This window comes from Dactylosporangium sp. NPDC051541 (genome assembly GCF_044454505.1).
GTDB lineage: Bacteria > Actinomycetota > Actinomycetes > Mycobacteriales > Micromonosporaceae > Dactylosporangium.
The window spans coordinates 836,072-855,041 of record NZ_JBITDU010000003.1; the positions used below are offsets into that span (position 1 = coordinate 836,072).

Consider the following 18,970-nt stretch of genomic DNA (forward strand, 5'->3'; position numbering starts at 1 on the left):
CGATGCCGGCGACGTTCATCGGGGTACGCCATCACAGCCCCGCCTGCGCCCGCCTGGTCGGCGACACGATCGCCGCCCTGCGGCCCGCGTTCGTGCTCATCGAGGGGCCCGCGGACATGAACGACCGCATCGGCGAGCTGCTGCTCGGCCATGACCTGCCGGTCGCGGTGTTCAGCAGCTACCGCGACGACGAGCGGCACGCCGGGTCGTGGGCGCCGTTCTGCGAGTACTCCCCGGAGTGGGTCGCGCTCAACGCGGGCCGCGACGCCGGGGCCGACGTCCGCTTCATCGACCTGCCGGCGTGGCACGAGGCACTGGTCGGGCGCGAGAACCGATACTCCGACGCCGAGGAGCGCTACGCCGAGGCGATCGACCGGCTGTGCACGGCGTTCGCGGTCGACAACGTGGACGCGCTGTGGGACCACCTGTTCGAGATCGAGCCCGCGGCCGGCATCGAGGAGCGGCTCGCGGCCTACTTCGACCTGCTGCGCGGCGAATCCGAGGCGAGCGACGGGGACCGGGCCCGCGAGGAGTACATGGCGCGGTGGGTGCGGGCCGCGGTCCGCGACGCCGGTGAGCGGCCCGTCGTCGTGGTCACCGGCGGCTTCCACCGGCCGGCGCTGATCCGGCTGGCCGCGAGCGAAACGGTGCGCCAGGCCGGCGGCGAAGGCGCGGCCGGCGGCGGGAGCTGGCCGGAGACACCGATGCTGCCGGCTGGGGCGGTCGGCGGGAGCTACCTGGTGCCCTACTCGTTCCGGCGGCTCGACGCCTTCGCCGGATACCAGTCGGGGATGCCGTCACCGGAGTACTACCAGCGGCTGTGGGAGTCGGGGCCGGACCGGGCGGCCGAGGGCCTCGTCGCCGCCGTCGTCGAACGGCTGCGGGCCAAGCGGCAGCGGGCCTCCACCGCGGACCTCATCGCCGCGAGGGCGTCCGCGGCCGGGCTCGCCATGGTGCGCGGGCACCGGTCCCCGGCGAGGACCGACATCCTCGACGGGCTCGCGGCGGCGCTGGTGCAGGACGCGCTCGACGAGCCGCTGCCGTGGGCGACCCGGGGCCGGCTGCGGGCCGGCACGCACCCCGTGGTCGTGGAGATGGTGGCGGCGCTCAGCGGGGATCGGGTCGGGCGGCTGCACCCCGGCACGCCGCTGCCGCCGCTCGTGCACGACGTGACGGCCGCGATCGAGCGGGAGGGCCTCGCCGCCAACGGCACTGTCGCGGTGGCCCTGATGAGCGCGGACGGGCTGCGGCGCAGCCGGATGCTGCATCAGCTGCGGGTGCTGGCGATCCCCGGGTTCGTGCGGCGGCGCGGGCCGGCGACCGGAATCGATCCGGTGCTCGACGAGCAGTGGACGGTGGCCGAGCACGAGCACCGGCTGCCGGCACTGATCGAGGCCGGGGCATACGGTGCGACGCTCGAACAGGCGGCCGGGGCCCGGATCGCCGAACGGGTCGCCGATGCGGGCGGCAACGTGGGGACCCTCGCCGGGGCGCTGTTCGACGCGGCGCTGTGCGGGACGACGCAGCTGTCCGATCGGGTGCTGCGGGACCTGCGGCTCGGTATCGCGGCGGCGCAGGACCTGGGGGAGCTGGGGCGGCTGCTCGGGGTACTGCTGGCGCTGTGGCGGCACGACCGGCTCCTCGGCACCGCCGGGTCCGCGGCCCTGTCCACGGTCATCGTCGCCTCCCACGACCGGGTCCTCTGGCTTGCGGAAGGGGCCCGGGGCGCCACCCTGCCCGCGGACCCGGCCCGCATCGACGCGATCGTCGCGCTGCGGGACACGGCGCGGCACGGCGGGCCCGGCGTCGACCGGGCGGCGGCGGTGGACACGATGGCCCGGGTCGCGGGGGCGGCCGACGCGCCACCCGATCTGCGGGGTGCGGCGTTCGGGTTCGGGTGGGCGCTCGGGGTGCAGGGCGATCCGCTGCGGGCGGTGCGGGGCGCGGGCGGGCCGGTCGCGCTCGGGGACTGGCTGGCGGGCGTGTTCGCGGTCGCCCGCGAGGAGGTATTGCACGCCGACGGGGTGCTCGACCTGCTCGACGACATCGTGGCCGGGCTCGGGCCGGACGACTTCCTGATCGCGTTGCCGGCGCTGCGGCAGGCGTTCGCGTACTTCCCGCCGCGGGAACGGGAAACCATCGCCGGGCATGTCCTGGAGCGTCGCGGCCGGCCGGGTTCGGGGCGGGCCCTGCTGCGCAGCCCGGCGGCCGATCCGCGGCTGCTGGCCCGCGCGGCCGCGCTGGAGGCCCGCGTCGACACCGCCCTCGCCCGCCAAGGACTCCTCCCATGACCCCCGAACCGATCCCGCCCGCCGCGCTCGCCCAGCCCGCCGTGCCCGTCGCTCCCCCTTCGGCCGCTGTGGCCGACACGGCCGCGTCTGGTGCTCCGGCGGGCCGGCGCGCGCCGGACGGGCCGGTTGCCGACAACGACGCGGCCGAGGGAGTGGCCACTCAGCCGGATGGCGTGGGTGCTCGGTCGGGCCCGCTCGAGGCGGAGGCGGGGCTGCAGCGGTGGCGGCTGGTGCTCGGGGCGGCGGCGGACGGGGCGTTCGGGGCGGGTGGCGCGGCGGCCGGGCACGGTGGGGTGCCCGGCGGTGGGGTGCTGGACAGCGTCGGGGCGGGGCAGGACGCGGCGCTGGAGTGGTTGTACGGGCGGGACGAGGAGCTCGAGCGGCGGGGGGTGCGGCGGCCGAGCGGGCGGCACGGCGGGGACGGGCCGTCGATCGTGACGACCGTGGACTGGCTGGACCAGATCACGAAGCTGTTCCCGAAGGAGACCATCGAGCGGCTCGAACGGGATGCCGTGGAGCGGTACGAGATCCATGATGTGGTGACCGATCCGGCCGTGCTGGCCCGGATCGAGCCCAACGAGACGCTGCTGCGGGCGGTGCTGCGCACCAAACATCTCATGCATCCGGAGGTACTGCGGCAGGCCCGTCGGATCGTCGAAGCGGTCGTGCGCCAGCTCCTGGAGCGGCTGGCGACGGAGGTGCGGCGGGCGTTCACGGGGGTGCGGTCGCGGACGCCGAGCCGGTTCAAGCTGGCCCGCGACTTCGACGTGCGCCGCACGATCCGCGCCAACCTCGGCCACTACCGGGCGGAGGAGCGCAAGGTGTACGTCGAGCAGGCGTACTTCTTCTCGCGGACCCGCCGGCACGTCGAACGGTGGCAGCTGATCCTGCTCGTCGACCAGTCCGGGTCGATGGCCGGCTCCGTCATCCACGCCGCGGTGACGGCCGCGTGCCTGTGGGGACTGCCGGGCGTGAAAACGCACCTGGTCACCTTCGACACCGCCGTCGCCGACCTGACCGACGACATCGACGACCCGGTCGAGATTCTCATGAAAGTGCAACTTGGCGGGGGTACTGACATCGCCCGCGCCGTCACATACGGCACCCAGCTGATCGAGCAGCCCCGCCGGACCATCGTGGCGATCATCAGTGACTTCTACGAGGGCGGCGACCCGAACCTGCTCGTGCACCAGGTGAAAGCGCTCGTCGAGCAGGGTTCGAAGGTGCTGTGCCTGGCCGCGCTGGATGAGGCCGCGGACCCCGCGTACGACCCGGTGATGGCCCAGCGGCTCGCCGACGTCGGCGCGGCCGTCGGGGCGATGACACCGGGCGAGCTGGCGAACTTCGTGGCCGAGCAGGTGGGGCGATGAGAGCCGACGTGCTCGCGCTCACCCCGGACGCGCTGGCTGCGTTGACCAATCGGGGGCTGGTGAAGCGGGCCGCCCGTGAGGTCGAGGCCGCGCCGCCGGTGGTGGCCGAGGACGCGGACGGGACGCTGCGGGGCACGTTCGCCGACGGGGCCGCGCCGGTGCTGCCGAAGGGTGGCCTGGAGAGGGCGGCGTGCACGTGCGGCGCGGTGGGCGTGTGCCGGCACGTGCTGGGGTTGGTCCTCGGATATCAGGCCCAGGCGCGATCCGCGGTGGGGCCGGGGGAGACCGAGCCGGACGATCGAGCCGAGGCCTGGTCACCCGGCGAGTTCACCGACGAGCAGCTGGCCGCGCGGATCGGAGCCCGGATGCTGGCCACGGCCCGGCGGGCGCGCCGGGCCGGCTACACGGCGCGGGTGTACCGGCCGGGCGGGGCCGAGGCCGCACCGCGCGTCGACCTCGGCTCGGCGACCGTGCGGTTCCTGGTGCCGCACGACCTCGGGTTCGTCCACACCGACGCCGTCGCCGGGAGCCGCGACGACGTGATCGCGCTCGCCGTGTGGGCGTTCCGGGTCGCCGACGAGCAGGACCCGGAGCAGCCCGACCTCCAGGTCGACGTGGGCGAGAACCCGATAAAACAGAACCCCGAGAACCAGAACTGCGAAAACCAGAACCAAGAGAACCAGGACCGCGAAAAACAAGACCGTGAACAACAGGACCAGCGAGACCAGCACCGGGAAGGACAGCGCGGAGAAGGACAGGACCAGGGAGAGCCGCAGCAGCCGGAGAGGCAGCACCGGGCAAGACGGCGCAAAGCCGAGCAGGCGGGCGACGGGCTGGCGGCGGCCGTTGAGCTGGCGAGCGAGGTGCTGCTCAGTGGGGCCGTACACCTCGGCGGCGGGATCGTGGGTGGGCTCGCCGACGTGCGGCGGCGGCTCGACAAGGACGGGCTGCGCTGGCCGCTGCTGGCGGTGGAGGAGCTGGCCGGGCAGCTGGAGGCGTACCGGGGGCGGGGGAGCGGGTACGACCCGGAGCAGCTCGCGGCGCTCGTCGGGGAGCTCCACGCGCGGGCGCGGGCCGCACGGGGGCTCGGCGGCGGGGCGCGGGCGCGGGTCCTCGGCAGCGAGGAGGCGGCCGAGACGCCGCTGCGGCGGGCGCGGCTCGACGGGCTCGGGTGCCGGGTCGTGGCGGCCGGGAGCGCGGCGGCGGGGGATGAGCGGCGGGTGGCCGCGGTGTACCTCGCGCACGCCGACAGTGCGACCGTGCTCGTGCTGCGCCGGGCGTGGGCCGGGGCCGAGACCGGGGCGCAGGTCGGGCGGCGGCGGCTGGCCGGGGTCAGCGTCGGGCAGCTCGCGGCGGGCAACCTGGTGACGGAGTCCGCGGTGCGCAGCGCCAGCCGGGCGGTCCGGCTGACGACGAGCCGGGTCGCGCAGACCACGGTGACCGCGTCGCGCGGGGCCTGGGACCGGCTCCCGGACGCGCTGCTGGTCCGCGACCTCGCCGCGCTCGCCGCGGAGCTCGACCGGCTTCCGCCGCGGGTCGTCCGGGCCCGGGTCGAGGCCGAGCTGGTCCGGGTCCTCGCCGTCGGGGAGGTGCGGGAGGTGTCGTACTCGCCGGGCGCCCAGCGCATCGACGCCGTCCTCACCGACGCGCGGGGCAATGCGGCCACGTTGACCGCGACGCACACCGCCGCCGCGCCCGGCCGCCTCGACGCGATCGCCGCCGCGCTCGGCAACGGGCCCGGCAATGGGCTCGGTGAGGGGCCGGCGTTCGTCAGCGGCGTCGTCCGGCGGGCCGGGGGCGGGATCGAGATCGAACCCCTCGCCATCGTCGTCGGGGAGCGGGTCGTGGTGCCGGACCTGGCCGAGGCGGGCGGCGGGGAGCTCGGGCCGCACTGGAGCGACGGGCGGGACGCGCTCCGGGCCGCGCTCGATCATGCGATCGGGGTCGTGGCGGAGGTACCACATCGGGGGCTTCGGCATCTGCCGCCGAGCTTCGGTGACCGGCTGCGTGCCGTCGGTGACGGGCTGACGAAGGTGGGGCTGTATCAAGCGGCCGCGTCGGTCGTGGGGCTCGCGGACCGCCTCGGGCCAGAACCGGATAGGGCCCTCGTGGACGTGTGGGTGGACGCCCACGTTCGGCTGACAGTGATGGCCGAGATGCAGTAGCCAGAACCCGATAGGGCCGCCGCGAAACGCCAGGTCATCGACTGAACGTAGCCGCGTCATGCCATGTGCGAATTGGATCGGCGACACAGGCGGCGAGAGTTCTCAGCGAGGCCCGCGAGGCGGTAGGTTCACGGCCGGACCTGTCAGACCGAGCCCCGGGGGGTTGAGCATGGCCGACTCGTTCGTGCATCTCCACGTGCACACCGAGTACTCCATGCTCGACGGGGCCGCGCGCCTCAAGGAGATGTTCGCGGAGGCGAACCGGCTCGGCATGCCGGCCGTGGCGATCACCGACCACGGCAACATGCACGGTGCCTACGACTTCTACAAGCAGGCCAAAGGGGCGGGCGTCACGCCGATCCTCGGGGTCGAGGCGTACGTGGCGCCGGAGTCGCGGCTGCACAAGCAGCGCGTCAAGTGGGGGCGGCCGGACCAGAAGAACGACGACGTGTCCGGCTCCGGTGGCTATACGCACAAGACCATCTGGGCGCGGAACAAGACGGGGCTGCACAACCTCTTCCGGCTGAACTCGCGGGCGTCGATCGAGGGGCACTTCGTGAAGTGGCCGCGGATGGACGCCGAGATCATCGCCGAGCACGCCGAGGGCCTGATGGCCACGACCGGCTGCCCGTCGGGGGAGGTGCAGACCCGGCTGCGGCTCGACCAGTTCGACGAGGCGTTGAAGGCGGCCGCGAAGTACCAGGAGATCTTCGGCAAGGAGCACTACTTCCTGGAGGTCATGGACCACGGGCTGGACATCGAGCGGCGGGTCCGCGAGGGCCTGACCGAGATCTCGAAGCGGCTCAACATCCCGCCCGTCGTCACCAACGACTCGCATTACACGCACCAGGCCCAGGCCGAGGCCCACGACGTGCTGCTGTGCGTGCAGACGGCGGCGAACATCAACGACCCCAACCGGTTCCGGTTCGGCGGGTCGGGCTACTACCTCAAGTCGGCCGACGAGATGCGGGCCGTCGACACGTCCGAGCTGTGGCAGGCCGGCTGCAAGAACACGCTGCTGGTGGCCGAGAAGGTCGACACCGACGGCATGTTCCAGTTCCACAACCTGATGCCGCGGTTCCCGGTGCCCGAGGGGCACACCGAGGAGTCGTTCTTCCGGGCCGAGGTCGCCCGCGGCATGGCTCGGCGGTTCCCGGGCGGGGTGGACGAGGTACACCAGAAGCAGGCCGACTATGAGACCGACATCATCCTGTCGATGGGCTTCCCGGCCTACTTCCTGGTCGTCTCCGACTTCATCATGTGGGCCAAGAACGAGGGTATCGCGGTCGGTCCGGGGCGTGGTTCGGCGGCCGGGAGCCTGGTCGCATACGCCATGGGTATCACCGACCTCGATCCGCTCCCGCACGGCCTGATCTTCGAGCGGTTCCTCAACCCGGACCGTGTGTCGATGCCCGATATCGACATCGACTTCGACGAGCGCCGGCGCGGCGACGTCATCCGGTATGTGACGGAGAAGTGGGGCGACGACCGGGTCGCGCAGATCGCCACGTTCGGCACGATCAAGGCCAAGGCCGCGATCAAGGACTCGGCCCGGGTCCTGGGCTACCCGTTCGCGGTCGGCGACAAGATCACGAAGGCGATGCCGCCCGCGGTGATGGGCAAGGACATCCCGCTGTCCGGGATCTTCGACCCCAACCATCCGCGATACTCCGAGGCCGTCGAGTTCCGCGCCCTGTACGACAGCGACCCCGACGTCAAGAAGGTCGTCGAGACCGCGAAGGGCCTCGAGGGCCTGATCCGCCAGACCGGTGTGCACGCCGCCGGCGTCATCATGTCCGCCGAGCCGCTCATCGACCACGTGCCGCTCATGCGCCGCGACGCCGACGGGGCCATCATCACGCAGTTCGACTACCCGACCTGCGAGACGCTCGGCCTGCTGAAGATGGACTTCCTGGGCCTGCGCAACCTGACGATCATCGATGACGCGCTGAAGAACATCAAACGCCGCGGCGTCGACCTCGACCTGCTCTCCCTCGAACTGGACGACAAGCCCGCCTACGAGCTGCTGTCCCGGGGCGACACCCTCGGCGTGTTCCAGCTCGACGGCGGCCCGATGCGCTCGCTGCTGCGGCTGATGAAGCCCGACAACTTCGAGGACATCTCCGCGGTGCTGGCCCTCTACCGGCCCGGCCCGATGGGTGCCAACTCGCACACGAACTACGCCCTGCGCAAGAACGGCCAGCAGGACATCATCCCGATCCACCCGGAGCTGGAGGAGCCGCTCAAGGAGATCCTCGGCCCCACCTACGGCCTGATCGTCTACCAGGAGCAGGTGCAGCGGGCCGCGCAGAAGCTGGCCGGATACACGCTCGGCCAGGCCGACCTGCTGCGCCGGGCCATGGGCAAGAAGAAGAAAGAGGTCCTGGAGAAGGAGTACATCCCGTTCCGCGACGGCATGCGCGGCAACGGCTACAGCGACGAGGCCATCAAGGCCCTCTGGGACGTCCTCGTCCCGTTCGCCGACTACGCCTTCAACAAGGCCCACACCGCCGGTTACGGCCTGGTCTCCTACTGGACCGCGTACCTCAAGGCCAACTACCCGGCCGAGTACATGGCCGGCCTGCTCACGAGCGTCGGCGACGACAAGGACAAGATGGCGATGTACCTGGCCGAGTGCCGGCGCATGGGCATCGAGGTCCTCCCGCCCGACGTCAACGAGTCCATCGGCCCCTTCGCCCCGGTCGGCACCAACATCCGGTTCGGCCTGGCCGCGGTGCGCAACGTCGGGCACAACGTCGTCGACGCGATCGTCCGGTGCCGGCAGACCGCGAACGGCCCGTACAAGGACTTCGACGACTTCCTGTCCAAGGTCGACGCGGTCGCCTGCAACAAGAAGACGATTGAATCCCTGATCAAGGCGGGCTCGTTCGACTCGATGAAGCACCCGCGGCGCGGCCTGCTGGCTATCCACGCGGACGCCATCGACAACTATGCCGACCTCAAGAAGAACGAGGCCATCGGGCAGTTCGACCTCTTCGGCGACCTGCTCGGCGGCGACGACACGTCCACCGGCGGCGGCACGGCGATGGCGGTGCCGATCCCCGACATCGAGTGGGACAAGCGCGAGCTGCTCACGTTCGAGCGGGAGATGCTCGGCCTCTACGTGTCCGACCACCCGCTGTTCGGCCTGGAGTCGGTGCTGTCCAAGGCGGCCGACACCGAGATCAGCCGGCTGTCGGAAGAAGGAGCGATCGCCGACGGTACCGTCGTGACCCTCGCCGGGATGCTCACCGGTGTGCAGCGGCGCATCACCAAGCAGGGCAAGCCGTGGGCCTCCGCCTCTCTGGAGGACCTCGGCGGCGCGGTCGAGGCGCTGTTCTTCCCCAACACCTACGAGCTGGTCGGGCAGTACATCGCCGAGGACGCGATCGTCGTCGTCAAGGGCCGCGTCGACCGCCGCGACGAGACCCCGCGCCTGATGGCGATGGACCTGTCGATCCCGGACGTCAGCACCGCCGACGAGAACCGGCCGGTCGTCCTGTCCCTGCCCGCCACTCGCTGCACGCCGCCGCTGGTCGACCGGCTCAAGGAGATCCTGGTCAACCATCCGGGCAAGGCCGAGGTCCACGTCAAGCTGATGAACGGCTCGAAGGTGACGCTGCTGCGCCTCGGCCCGTATCACGTGAACAACACGACGGCCCTGAAGGGCGACCTGAAGGCGCTGCTCGGGCCCAACAGCTTCAGCTGAGCGCCGGGCGGGGTAACCTCGGCGGGTGCATACGCACGTCAGGTCCCTGTGGCTGTCGCGGCGGGCGCGGTGGTCGGCGTCCGCCGTCGCCGTGCTCGCCGTCGTGCTGCTCGTCGCCGGCGTCGTGTACCGGGTCAACCAGCGGCCGTACGGCTTCAAGACCTTCGACCGGATCGGCGGCGTCGCCCTCCCCGCCGGCAGCGAACGGGCCCGGGCCTTCCTCGACGGCGGCCGCGCGTTCCTGGGCCGCGCGACCGGTGCCGGCGGCTATGAGCTGCGCTCCGTCGACTCCGACCGCCCGGCCACCGCGATCTGGACCAACGATTCGCTGCGCGACGTCGACACGTTCCGCTACGCCCGCGGCATGGTCCAGGTCACCGGCCTCCCCGACGCGGGGGGCGGCCGCCGGATCACGCTGCTCAACGCCAACAACGGCCTGGCGTTCCGGACGTTCGACGTGGCCGCCGGCGACCGCTGGGCCCTGATCGGCAAGTACTTCGTCCGCTACGCCGCGGCCGAGCACCGCCTGACCGTCACCGACGTCGGCAGCGGCAGGGTGAACGCCGACCTGGACCAGCCCGGAGGCCCGGCGAGCTGGTGGCTGATCGACAACTGGAGCGGCCAGCAGGTGCCCACGTCGACCACCGGTGAGCAGCTCGACGAGGCGCTCACCGTCGACGCGCACATCATCCGCGCCAACCCGGACGGCGGCCTGGAGGTCGTCGGCCTCGCCGGTGGCCGGCCCGTCGGCGGCGGCCAGGCTCTCGTCTCCGCCGATTCGCTGGTGTACCCGTACGAGGAGCAGGTGTTCACCGCGCAACGGGCGGCGGGTTTCGAGCTCAGGGCGTACCCCCGCGAGCATCTCGGCAAATCGCAGTGGACCTGGACGACGCCCGACCCGCAGGCTCGGCCCCTGTTCGTGAGCGCCTGCGGCGAGCAGCGCATCTGCGTCGGCGAGGACCACGCCGTGACCGAGCTCGACACCGACACCGGCGAGGTCGTGTGGCGCATCGCCGCCGAACGCCCGTCCCAGGCCCTCCCGGTCGGCGACCGCATCATGCTCCGCACCGCGTCGGCCGCTGCCGGTTCCGTCGAGACCCTCCTGGACGCACAGGGCCACACGGTGGACAGCTGGCCCGGCAAGCGCGCGGCCCGCCTGGACGAGGGCAGCTACCTGCTGCTGCCGGCGGTACCCCCCGCGGGTGCTTTCGCCTGGATCGGCGTCGACGCACAGCACGGCACGGCCCGCGACCTGGGCTCGGTGGACGCCCGCCCGGAATCCTGCACGTGGAGCCACACCTACTTGGCCTGCGCAACGGCGAGCGAGTTCACTTTTTACCGCATCCGGGCGCCTTGGTACTCCCTCTGAGCGCTCTTCGCCCTGGCGTTCCTGGCAATCTTGAACATCGCCACGGCCCCGATCCCGACCCAGATCACGTTGAGCCCGGTCGAGGGCCACGCATGGTTGACGCCGGAGTTCCACCCGAGCGCGGCCGCCCCCACGATGTTCATGGCCTGGAAGACGAACCCGTCCCCGGCGAGCCGCTTCGCGGACACGAGCCCGTAGGCCACAAGCACGAACCCCGCCCCGACCCAACCCACGATGTCGATCACCATGGCACCGATCCTCGCATCAAGCTGCGCTAACGTGTGAACGAGAATTCCTACAGCCACACTTCAGCCGGACTGAACATGGACCTGGACCCCCGCCGCCTCGCCGTCCTGGCCGCGATAGCCCGCCGCGGCACCCTGGCCGGCGCCGCGGCCGCGCTGCACGTCACCCCTTCGGCGGTCTCGCAGCAGCTGGCCGCGTTGGAACACTCCGTCGGCCGCCCCCTGGTCGACCGCACCGGCCGCCGAGCTGTGCTCACCGCCGCGGGCCGCATCCTGGCCTACCGCGTCGAAGCCATCGCGCGCGAGCTCGCCGAGGCCGAGCAGGAACTGGCCGCCATGTCCGGCCGCGCCGCCGGCCAGGTCCGGGTGGCCGCGTTCTCGACGGTGATCCGGCACCTCCTGGTCCCGGCCATGGCGCTGCTGTCGTCCTCCTACCCGGACGTGGTCTGCTCGATCACGGAGCTGGAGGGCGCCCCCGCGTTGCGGGAACTGCGCCTGGGCGGCATCGACGTGACGATCACGGAGCGGGACGCGGTCCTGCGCTCGACCGCCTCGCGCTCGGTGACGGTGGTACCGCTGTGCGACGACCCGTACCGCGTGGTCGTCCCCGTCGCCTGGCCCCCGATCCACTCCTACGCCGACCTGGCCGACCGCCCCTGGGTAGCCGGCTCCTCCCACTCGACGACGGGCCAGATCCTGGACCGGGTCTGCCGCGAACGCGGCCTGACCCCGCGCCGGGTCCACGAATGCCTGGACTACCCGACCGTGCTCACGCTGGTGGCCGCCGGCCATGGCGCGACGATCGTGCCGGACCTGGCGTTGCGTGACGTGAACCGCGACGAGATCACCGTGACCGCGTTACCGGTGGCCGGCGCCCGCCGGCTGGACGCCCACGTGACCGCCGGCCGGGCCCAGCTCCCGGCGGTGGACGCCCTGCTCGCCTGCCTGAAGGCCGTCGTGCCGCAGTAATTGGCGACCCGGTCGATGACCTCGTCGCCGCGGCCGCTGTATTGACGTATCCGGATGGCATTGCAAGAAATACACGGAACAGGCCGTTCGCCCGGACGGGCCGCACAACCGAGGCGGCCTCGGCTCATCAGCCGATCGGCCGGAACCGGTGCGACTGCGGTCGACAAAGTTTGCGGGCGGGCGCCACACTGACGGGCACAGATCAGGGGGCGCGGTGCAGATATGGAATCTTCACGACACCTACCTTTAGTCCGATTCGCTTTCCTCATTGTGTTCAGCGTCGCCGCTCTCGTTTTGATGTTCATCTTCATGCCCACGGTTTGGGCGCAGGTCGTCATGGCGGTGGCGCTCGGCGTCGCCACCGGGCTCTCGTTCGTCTCGGCCCGCCGGGCGGCGGTCCGGTCGCGTCCTGATCGGTCCCGTCGCCCCGCCCGCGACCAGCCACAAGATCCGGAGCCGGGCGGTGCGCCGGGGCCGGCGAACGCGACCCGCCCGGTCGACGGCGACGGTCCTCCGACCCGCGCCTATCTCGTTCCGGTCAATGTGCCGCCGCCGCCGGAACTGTTCCTCGGACGGGCGGAGCAGTTGGGCGCCATGATCCGGCAGGCACACGCCGGTGACCGTGATCGCGCCACCGTCATCGTCGTGCAAGGCGCCGCCGGAATCGGTAAGACGACGCTCGCCGTACAGTTCGCCCATTCCGTCGCCGGATCATTTCCGGACGGCGTGATATTCGGTCGCGGCGGCTCGGCCGCAGACTGGGCCGGAGTGCTGGCGAGCTTCGACGACGCGCTGCTCGGCCCCAACGACAAGCGCCCCGTCGAGCCCGAAAAGATCCGCCGGACATACCGCACGCTCACGAGTGAGAAACGCGTTCTCGTCATCCTCGACGACGTCGACGAGCATGCCGACCTGCACGCTTTACTGCCGTCCGGACCCGGATGCCTGGCGATCGTCACCACGCGTGAGCCCGCGCTGGAAATTGATGCCGACCTCACCATCGAACTGCCGGAGCTGTCGCCGGACGACTCAATCTCCCTGCTCGGATCGATGGTCGGCCCGGACCGGGTCACCAGCGCCGAGGGCGAGCGGGCGGCCCGCACCATCGTCGCCACCTCGCAGTCGAATCCGCTCGCGGTGACGCTGGCCGGCGCCACCCTGGCCAGCCGCCCGCATTGGGATCTCCGGCGGGCGGTCGAACGGCTCCGCGAGATCCGCTCACAGGGGGCCACCGGCGCGCTCGACGTGACCTTCACGCTCCTCGGTGACGACGAACGCACGACGCTGCTGCTGCTGGGGCTGCTCGACAGTCCGGTGTTCGCGCCGTGGATGCTGGCCGCGCTGCTCGGCCCGGAGCACGACGAGGACAAGGCGTGGAACCTCGCCGACCGGCTCGTGCACGCCGGCCTGGTCGAACGCACGACCAACGACGCGACCGGCGTGTCGACGTTTCGAGTCCTCGACCGCGTGCACGAATACGTCCGAGCCTGCGTCGACGGCGGGGATCTCGATGCGCACGAGGCCGCGGCCGCCCGCGATCGGCTCGCCGAAGCCGGCCGCCGGCGCACGGCCGGGGATGCGAAGGTCCCGCTGATGGAGGAGACCTACCTGCTCAAGGAGAAGGGCGAGCTGAACCGCGCGCTTGACGTTGTCCTCAATGCGCTGGCGCTGGCCCGCGAGAATCGCGATGCGGAGGCCGAGAACCTGGCCGTGGCCACGCTCGCCGAGCTCAACACCGAGCTCGGCATCGCGGCCGACGGGGTGCGGCTCGCGGAGGACTGCGGCGATCCGCATGCCATCGCCCGCATGCTGCGCTGTCAGGCCATCATGTATCGCCGCGATCACCGTATCGATCTGGCCATCACCGCCCTCGACGAGGCATTGGAGCAGCTGGCGCGCGCGCAGTTGCCGGCCCCGTTGGACCGCGCGGAGCGGATCCGGACGCTGGGCTCGCGGGCCGTGGCCCACGCCATGGGCCCGCAGCCGCGCGACGGACTGGCCGACATCGATCGGATCGAGGCGTTGATCGGCGACGACGCGGACCTGGAGGCCAGACATCGGGCCAGCGTCAGCTGGGCGCTCGGCACGGTGCTCGACTATCAGGACCGGCACGAGCCGGCCATGCAGACGCTCGCCTCGGGCTCGACCGCGGCCGAAGACGCCAAGCAGCGCCTCTGGCAGGCCTGGCTGCTGCACGCGAGGGCCAGGGTGCACCTGGAGGACGGCGACGCGGTCACCGGCCGGGAACACGCCGGCGAAGCACTGCGACTGTTCGCCGACATGCAGCATCGATACGGCACGGCCCACTGCCGCCTCCTGATCGGCGTGGCGGCCATGCGCCAGCAGCGTTTCGGCACGGCCGCCGCGATGCTCGAGGAGACGCTGGGGTCCCTGGGCAGCTGCGGTGACCGGCACATGGAGGCCGTGACACTCAACCGGCTCGCGGAGGTCCGGCTCGCGCAGGGGGAGACGGCGGACGCGCGCCGGCTGCTGCAGCGGGCCGAAATCCTGTTCGCGGCGCTGGGGGACGAGGGCGAGCGGGTGCTGATCCAGTCGCAGCTGCAGGCCCTGGACGAGCCGGCCGATCACCTCGTCCCCGCGCCCGGACCGGTGGGGTGAGGGCCCGGTATGCCGAAGTGGCGCACGTGGCGGAAGTCGCGACAAGGGCGGATCACGACGCGGACGCGAATCACGGTGGCCGCGGTCATGACCGCCTTGGCCGCCGGGATCAGCCCGCTCGCCGGTCTCGATGTCCTGCCGGCGTGGGCCAATGTTCCGATCATCATCGCGGTCTTCGCGCTCACCGGGGTCGGCACCGTGATCGCCGTCTCGAAGTCGGAGCCGGCGGAGCAGCTCCCGGCCGGCGAAGGTGCTCCGGTCCAACCGGCCGAACCGGAGGCACCGCCCGGCCCGCCGCCGGCCGCCGGCGCCGGCGTCTACGGGCCGGTCGGGCGGACGGCCGTCCCGGCACCGAGCGCGACCGTTCCGGAGGAGATCGTGGCGGGCAAGACGTCCTTCCGCGGCCGGGAGAAGGAGCTCGCCTGGCTCCGGCAGCGCCACGCGGAGGGGCGGCGCGAACGGGCCGAGGGCGATACGACGGTCCGGTCGGGGGCGCTGCTGATACTGCTGCACGGCCGGCCCGGGGTGGGCAAGAGCGCACTGGCCCGCACGTTCGCGCGGGAGATCGCCGATCAATACGAGGACGGTCAGGTCTACGCGAACCTGGGCAGCGCCGGTAACCGGCGGCCGCCGGGCGAGGTGCTGGAGGAGCTGATCCGTGCGTTCGGCTGGACCGAGGAGTTGCCGGCCAGCACGGAGTGGCGCACGACGCGGCTGCGGTCCCTGCTGACCGGACGCAAGGTCCTGCTGGTGCTCGACGCGGCCCGCGACGCCGACCAGGTGCTGCCGGTCCTGCCGGCCGAGCCGGGCTGCACGGTTATCGTGACCAGTCGCCGCAACCTCAAGCCGGCGCTGCGCGCGTCGGCGCCTTCCCTGCTGGTGGATGTCCCGTCGCGGCTGGACGCGGTGGCGATCCTGCGGGCCGCGGCGGATCGCACCGATGCGTTCGAGGAGCCGGTCTGCGCCGCGGAGACGGTGCAGCACTGCGGCCGGCTCCCGATCGCACTGGTCTGCGCCGGCGAGCGTGTGGCCGCGATGAGCCAGCCGCAGGCGCTGTGCGCGGTCGCCGACCGGCTGGAGCGGGCGGGTGCGGCGCGGCTGCGGTACCTGCGGTTCGGCAACTGGAATCTCGAGAAACGCCTGGACTCCGAGTTCGGCCGGCTGACCCCGGCCGAGCGGAGGGCGCTGCGGCTGCTGGCGTTGGTGCAGAGCGAGACGTTCGTGCCGTGGGTGCTCGAACCGCTGCTGGAGACCAGCCCGGCCGAGGCGGAGGCGCTGGCCGCGCGGCTGTATGAGGCGCAGTTCATCGATGTCGCCGGAGCTGACCGGCGCGTGGGCCTGCCCCGGTATCAGTTCCATCCGCTGCTGCGCTTGTATGCCCGCGAACGGTTCAACGAGCTCGACGTCGAAGACCGGGACCGGGCGCGGAGCCGCCTCGAGGACGCCTACCTGCAGGCTATCGACGATGTCCTGACCGAGCTGCACAAGCACGAGGGTTTCGTGCGGCGGCACCGGCCAGCGCAACGCCTGCCGTACTTCCAGACCTCCTACGCCCCGTCGCTCGCCGAAAGCATCGAACGGTCGCCGGCGGAGTGGGTGCGGGCCGAATACGCGAACCTGGTCGCGGCCGTCGACGCCGCCGCCGACCGCGACGAGCCGGGCATGTGCTGGCGGGTCGCCGTGCGGCTCGGCGACGGTGTGCCGTTCGGCGTCGACTCGGCCCGGGTGTTGCGGGCCTTCGACCGCGCGCTGCACGCCGCGGCCGCCGAGCCCGGCCGCTACGCGGTCGCGGCGGTGACGCTCGCGAAGGGCACGTTCCTGGCCGGCATCGAACATTACGACGAGGGGCTCCAGCTCCTGGCGGCCGCGGCGCGGGCCGACGACAACGACGACCCGGCCCTGGCGATCGTGCGGCTCACGGCCCAACGGCGCATCGGCGAGGCGTTCCTGCGCATCGGCCTGTACAGCGAGGCGGCCACTGCACTCGAGGTCGCCAAGCAACTGGCCGTGACGGCGAGCCCGGACGCGACGGCCGGCCCGGAAGCCGAGGCGTGGGAGTCGGAACGGACGCTGATCGAGTTGCTCGACGCCGAGGCCTCCGGCTGCCGCAACGCCGCCGAATGGCCGGCCCGGGCCCGATACGACGAGATCCGCCACAGCTGGGAGACCGACACCGACTCGCCCGCCGGCTACCTGGTCCATCTCGGCCTGTCCGAGGCCGCCCGGCGGCGTGGCGATTGGGGCACGGCCGAGGGGCACCTCAAGGCCGCGCTGTTGCAGCACACCGATTCCCGGCGAGCCGCGCTGGCCGATTACCGCCGCGCCCGGCTGGCGCTGTCCCGGGCCCGGCATGCTCCCGCCGGCGAAGAACAACGACAACTGACCCGGGCCGCGATCGACCGCGCCGCCGCGGCGGTGCTCGCGTTCCGGCTCATGGACAGCCGGGTCGGAGCGATCCGTTCGCGCTGCCTGCTCGCCGAGGCTCTGGTGCTCGCCGACCGGCTCGATGAGGCCTCGGGTCAGCTGCGTAGCGCGGACGAGGAACTGCTGCGCGTGCGGGCGGTCGCCGAGTGCGCCGCCGATGTCGTCGGGGCCCGGATCAGACGAGCCAAGGGTGCACTGCATCTGGCCGGCGGGGACTTCGCCCAGGCCGAGATGCAGCTGGATCGGGCCCGGGAGATCTTCAAGCGGCACGACGACTGGGCCATGACCGCCGAGGTCGGCCAGATGCTCGGCCGCGCCGCGCACCGCAGCGGCAAGTCGGAGGCGGCGGTGACGGTGCTGCTCGATGTCGCCGCCGAGTATGACCGGGCCGGAGACCAGATCGCCGTCGAGGCATCGATCGCGGAGCTGGCCGTGATATTTCGGCTCAACGGCAACGGCCACCACGGGGCGGCCCCGCCGGCCTGATCGCATAGGCCGTGTCCGCCATCGATCCCGATCCCGGCGAGCCGGCGGGATCGGGATCGATGGCGGCGGTCGGCTCTACGCCGTGACGATCGTGCCGTCCGGTTGGCGGGAGCAGGTGACGGCCCGGGCGGCCGTGGTGGTCGCGCCCGTGAGACATTTCGCCAGGACGGCCTGGCCGGCGGCGGTCGGGTGCCAGCTTTCCTGGCAGGTCTGGAAGTACGTCACGCAGGTGTTGGCGATCTTCTGGATGGCGATCTTGTCCTTGCCCGACAGGCTGGTCACGAACGTGCCGCTCGGGCCGTCCTGCAGGCGGATCGGGGTGGCCAGGGCGTTGGCCGGGCTGCCGGGGTGCTCGCAGAGGCGGGCGCCGTCGAAGGCATGTTGCACGTCGAGGAAGACCAGGTCGTCGTTCGGGAACTCGGCGGCGACGGTGTTGCGGACGTTCTGGACCAGGGTGCCCAGGCCCTGCGAGAACAGGTGGCCGGCGGAGAGGCTCGCGCGGTGGATCGGGCAGCCGGCGGCGTAGCGGACGGCGCCCAGGTCGCGGAACTTGTCGCGGTCGTCCTGGCGGCCGTCGGCCTCCCAGTACGACGGGTCCAGGTCGAACGGGAGCGGGTTCGTGTAGTCCTGGAAGACGATCCGGTGCTGGTGGTCGGCGTCGACCTGGTTGAGGACGGTGAGCAGCTGGCGGATCGCGCCCACCGTCTCGGCCGTGGCCGCGGTGAACTGGGCCTGCGTCGCCAGGTCGGCGGCGGCGCACGGGGCCTGCTCGACCGGGCCGTTCAGGTAGGCCCAGAACTCCCACCAACCGGTCCACGCGTCGGCGATGAAGCGGTTCGCGCACTTCTCGGCCACATCGCCGAACGTGAACTGGCTGTTGTTCGAGCCGAGTCCGACCAGTACCAAATCGATGTCGTGGGTTTGGGCCACAGCCCTGAGCTGGTCCAGCTGAGCGGCGACCGTCCGGCCTTTGTCGCGGGCCGAACTGGGCTGTGTGAAGTCGGCGGGGCGGCCGCCGGAGCAGGCGAGGTTGTACCGGTCCTGGATGCCCGGCAGCGTGGCCTGCTGCAGGGACGCGTTGGCGGAGCGGTGGCAGAAGAAGGCGTTGGTGTTCGGCGCCGACCAGCCGGGGAAGGCCTGCGCCACCCCGTTGACGTCGACGACGGGCTGATAGTTGCCGGCGCCCTCGCCGCTGATGAAGCTGTCGCCCAGGGCGATGGCGGCCGTGGGTAACGCGGCGTTGGCCGGTGTGGTGGTGGCGACCAGTGCGCTCCCGGCGACGACCGCCAGCAGGAGGGCAGATCGGAGGAACTTGTTCAAGTC

10 protein-coding genes are annotated in these 18,970 nt (G+C 72.1%); 8 read left to right on the top strand and 2 right to left on the bottom strand.

The genetic code is table 11. The features are described 5' to 3' along the window. The first annotated feature begins 2 nt into the window (after positions 1–2). The 5 genes from ACIA8L_RS18055 to ACIA8L_RS18075 all read left to right on the top strand — a co-directional run bounded on the left by ACIA8L_RS18055 (position 3) and on the right by ACIA8L_RS18075 (position 10,904). On the top strand, positions 3–2,291 hold the full coding sequence (locus tag ACIA8L_RS18055) for a DUF5682 family protein (RefSeq protein WP_395905668.1): 2,289 nt from the start codon (positions 3–5) through the stop codon (positions 2,289–2,291). After that, the gene (locus tag ACIA8L_RS18060) at positions 2,288–3,661 is read left to right on the top strand and encodes a VWA domain-containing protein (RefSeq protein ID WP_395905670.1); all 1,374 of its coding nucleotides are present in this window, start codon (positions 2,288–2,290) and stop codon (positions 3,659–3,661) included. The genes ACIA8L_RS18055 and ACIA8L_RS18060 overlap by 4 nt, the downstream gene beginning before the upstream one ends. Then, positions 3,658–5,826 (top strand): hypothetical protein, encoded by a 2,169-nt coding sequence (locus ACIA8L_RS18065; protein WP_395905672.1) that lies wholly within the window; start codon positions 3,658–3,660, stop codon positions 5,824–5,826. Before ACIA8L_RS18060 ends, ACIA8L_RS18065 begins: the two co-directional genes overlap by 4 nt. A 169-nt stretch (positions 5,827–5,995) precedes the next feature. Further along, positions 5,996–9,535: a DNA polymerase III subunit alpha gene (gene dnaE, locus ACIA8L_RS18070; protein ID WP_395905674.1), complete on the top strand. Its 3,540-nt coding sequence runs from the start codon at positions 5,996–5,998 to the stop codon at positions 9,533–9,535. A 25-nt stretch (positions 9,536–9,560) separates the two neighbouring features. Beyond that, a complete protein-coding gene (locus ACIA8L_RS18075; protein WP_395905676.1) occupies positions 9,561–10,904 on the top strand; it encodes a hypothetical protein in 1,344 nt (447 codons plus the stop codon). Here the strand turns inward: ACIA8L_RS18075 and ACIA8L_RS18080 are convergent. Further along, on the bottom strand, positions 10,871–11,152 hold the full coding sequence (locus ACIA8L_RS18080; RefSeq protein WP_395905678.1) for a hypothetical protein: 282 nt from the start codon (positions 11,150–11,152) through the stop codon (positions 10,871–10,873). The genes ACIA8L_RS18075 and ACIA8L_RS18080 overlap by 34 nt on opposite strands. Before the next feature lie 33 nt (positions 11,153–11,185). Here ACIA8L_RS18080 and ACIA8L_RS18085 point away from each other — a divergent pair, with 33 nt between their 5' ends. From ACIA8L_RS18085 to ACIA8L_RS18095, 3 genes are all read left to right on the top strand, one after another. Continuing rightward, entirely contained in the window at positions 11,186–12,118 is a 933-nt protein-coding gene (locus ACIA8L_RS18085) for a LysR family transcriptional regulator (protein WP_395905680.1), read from the top strand. Positions 12,119–12,427: 309 nt separating this feature from the next. Next, positions 12,428–14,737 (top strand): NB-ARC domain-containing protein, encoded by a 2,310-nt coding sequence (locus ACIA8L_RS18090; RefSeq protein ID WP_395905682.1) that lies wholly within the window; start codon positions 12,428–12,430, stop codon positions 14,735–14,737. An 87-nt stretch (positions 14,738–14,824) separates the two neighbouring features. Beyond that, entirely contained in the window at positions 14,825–17,647 is a 2,823-nt protein-coding gene (locus ACIA8L_RS18095; RefSeq protein WP_395905684.1) for an NB-ARC domain-containing protein, read from the top strand. Positions 17,648–17,722: 75 nt separating this feature from the next. Here the strand turns inward: ACIA8L_RS18095 and ACIA8L_RS18100 are convergent, their stop codons facing one another. Beyond that, the gene (locus ACIA8L_RS18100; protein WP_395905686.1) at positions 17,723–18,967 is read right to left on the bottom strand and encodes a hypothetical protein; all 1,245 of its coding nucleotides are present in this window, start codon (positions 18,965–18,967) and stop codon (positions 17,723–17,725) included. Positions 18,968–18,970: the final 3 nt, after the last annotated feature.

Excerpts from the sequence above, each read along its gene's own strand:
- ACIA8L_RS18055 (WP_395905668.1), top strand. The coding sequence starts at position 3 with ATGCCGGCGACGTTCATCGGGGTACGCCATCACAGCCCCGCCTGCGCC.
- ACIA8L_RS18095 (WP_395905684.1), top strand. The coding sequence starts at position 14,825 with ATGACCGCCTTGGCCGCCGGGATCAGCCCGCTCGCCGGTCTCGATGTC.
- ACIA8L_RS18090 (WP_395905682.1), top strand. The coding sequence starts at position 12,428 with ATGCCCACGGTTTGGGCGCAGGTCGTCATGGCGGTGGCGCTCGGCGTC.
- ACIA8L_RS18065 (WP_395905672.1), top strand. The coding sequence starts at position 3,658 with ATGAGAGCCGACGTGCTCGCGCTCACCCCGGACGCGCTGGCTGCGTTG.
- dnaE (WP_395905674.1), top strand. The coding sequence starts at position 5,996 with ATGGCCGACTCGTTCGTGCATCTCCACGTGCACACCGAGTACTCCATG.
- ACIA8L_RS18080 (WP_395905678.1), bottom strand. The coding sequence starts at position 11,152 with ATGGTGATCGACATCGTGGGTTGGGTCGGGGCGGGGTTCGTGCTTGTG.
- ACIA8L_RS18060 (WP_395905670.1), top strand. The coding sequence starts at position 2,288 with ATGACCCCCGAACCGATCCCGCCCGCCGCGCTCGCCCAGCCCGCCGTG.